Origin of the sequence: Burkholderia sp. Ac-20392, from assembly GCF_017104585.1 — a bacterium.
Taxonomy (GTDB): Bacteria; Pseudomonadota; Gammaproteobacteria; order Burkholderiales; family Burkholderiaceae; genus Burkholderia; species Burkholderia lata.
The window spans coordinates 1-1996 of record NZ_JAAGPB010000903.1 but is presented as its reverse complement, the minus strand read 5'-3'; the positions used below and the strand labels follow the sequence as shown (position 1 = coordinate 1996).

Here is a 1996-nt window from a genome sequence, read left to right as displayed (position 1 = left end):
CGTCGAGCGTCGCGACGCCGCCCGGGAACGGATCGAACGCACGCACCTGGCGCGCAAGCACGTCGGCCGGCTTGCGCCAGTCGAGCGCCGCTTCGTGCTTGCCGATCTTTTCCGCATAGGTCACGCCGTCGGCCGGTTGCGGCGTCGCCGGCAGCACGCCGTCGCGCTCGAGCTGCACGAGCGCGTCGACGATCAGTCGCGCGCCTTCGGCGGCGAGCCGGTCGTGCAGCGTCGCGGTCGTCTCGTCGGGTGCGATCGCGATGCGTGCTTCCTCGATCATCGCGCCGGTGTCGAGGCCGATGTCCATCTGCATCAGCGTGACGCCCGTTTCGGCGTCGCCGGCCTCGATCGCGCGGTGGATCGGCGCGGCGCCGCGCCAGCGCGGCAGCAGCGACGCGTGAATGTTGATGCAGCCGTCGCGCGGAATGTCGAGCACTTCCTGCGGCAGCAGCAGGCCGTATGCGGCGACCACCATCACGTCATGCGGGGTCGAGCGCAGCAGCTCGATCGCGTCGGCCGCCTCCGCCGGGTACTTGCCCGCACGGCGCAGCGACGGTGGTTGCGCGACGGGCATCCCGTGCTCGACGGCGTAGCGCTTCACCGCGCTCGCCTGCAATTTCATCCCGCGCCCGGCAGGGCGATCGGGCTGGGTGAGCACGAGCGGCACCGGAAAACCGGCCTCGTGGATCGCGGCGAGGGCAGCCGCGGCGAATTCCGGCGTGCCGGCAAAAACTACGCGCAACGTATGGGTCATGACAGCGTTCGGGGTCGGGCAAGGCGGACGCGCGTTACATCGCGCGTTCGAGTTTCTTCATCTTCGTCTTGATGCGCGTCTGCTTGAGCGGCGACAGGTATTCGACGAACACGCGCCCCATCAGGTGATCCATCTCGTGCTGGACGCACACGGCCAGCAGGCCCTCGCAGTCGAGCTCGAAGGTCTCGCCCTGCTCGTTGAGCGCGCGCACACGCACGTGATCGGGACGCTCGACTTCGTCGTAGATGCCGGGCACCGACAGGCAGCCCTCTTCATAGATCTGCTTTTCATCGCTCGACCACACGATCTCGGGGTTGATGAACGCGCGCAGCTCGTTCTTCTCCTCGGAGACGTCGATCACGATCACGCGCTCGTGCACGTCGACCTGCGTGGCCGCAAGGCCGATGCCCGGCGCCGCATACATGGTCTCGGCCATGTCGGCGACGAGCTTGCGGATCCGGTCGTCGACCTTGTCGACGGGCTTCGCGACCTTGTGCAGCCGCTTGTCGGGGTAATGAAGAATATTGAGTAAAGCCATGGCGTTCGGTATTCGGTGGAGCGGCGTGCCGCATCGGCCATCCGGCCAGCTGGCGCTGCCGCCGGGATGCAATGAAGATGAGGCGGACGCGCGGCGAATCAATGCCGCGGATCATGCCTCCTGCAATTGGCCGGGCGCCTGCGCGCGCGGCCCTGTCGAGTATTTCGGATGATGAAAATTTTATCATGGCGCCACGCGGTCCGCTGGCCACCGCATTCGAGGGGTGCCTCATGTCGCCGCAAGCGCTGACCACCTCCGCCGTGCGCGCGTGGCTGCAGCTCGCGCATGCGCCCGGCCTCGCGCCCGTCGTGCTGCAGGCACTGCTCGATGCGTTCGGCTCGCCGGACGCGCTGCTGCGTGCGTCCGACAAGGCCATCGCCGCCGTAACCAGCCCTGCCGCCGCCAAGGCCGTGCGCGCGAGCGAGCGCAACGATCTCGACACCCGCACCGGCGCCGCGCTCGCGTGGCTCGACGCGCCGGGCAATGCGCTCGTCACGCTCAACGATCCGGCCTACCCGCCGCGGCTGCGCGACCTGCACGATCCGCCGCCACTGCTATATGTAAAGGGCCGGCTCGACCTGCTGCACGCGCGCAGTGTCGCCGTGGTCGGCAGCCGTCACGCAACGCCGCAGGGTCTTGCCGACGCGACGCGCTTCGCACGCGAACTGTCCGACGCCGGGCTTCCGGTCGTGTCGGGCCTCGCA

3 protein-coding genes are annotated in these 1996 nt (G+C 68.6%); 1 reads left to right on the top strand and 2 read right to left on the bottom strand.

Annotation, left to right across the window (positions count from 1 at the left end; genetic code table 11):
• The coding region (gene fmt, locus G3N99_RS39540; RefSeq protein ID WP_206125115.1) for a methionyl-tRNA formyltransferase at window positions 1-754 on the bottom strand (754 nt) is incomplete at its 3' end.
• A 34-nt stretch (window positions 755-788) separates the two neighbouring features.
• Entirely contained in the window at window positions 789-1292 is a 504-nt protein-coding gene (def, locus tag G3N99_RS39535; protein WP_011353573.1) for a peptide deformylase, read from the bottom strand.
• Between the two features lie 185 nt (window positions 1293-1477).
• On the opposite strand from def, the gene G3N99_RS39530 reads away from it, so the two are divergent.
• On the top strand, window positions 1478-1996 hold a 519-nt coding region (locus G3N99_RS39530; RefSeq protein ID WP_206125114.1), incomplete at its 3' end, for a DNA-processing protein DprA.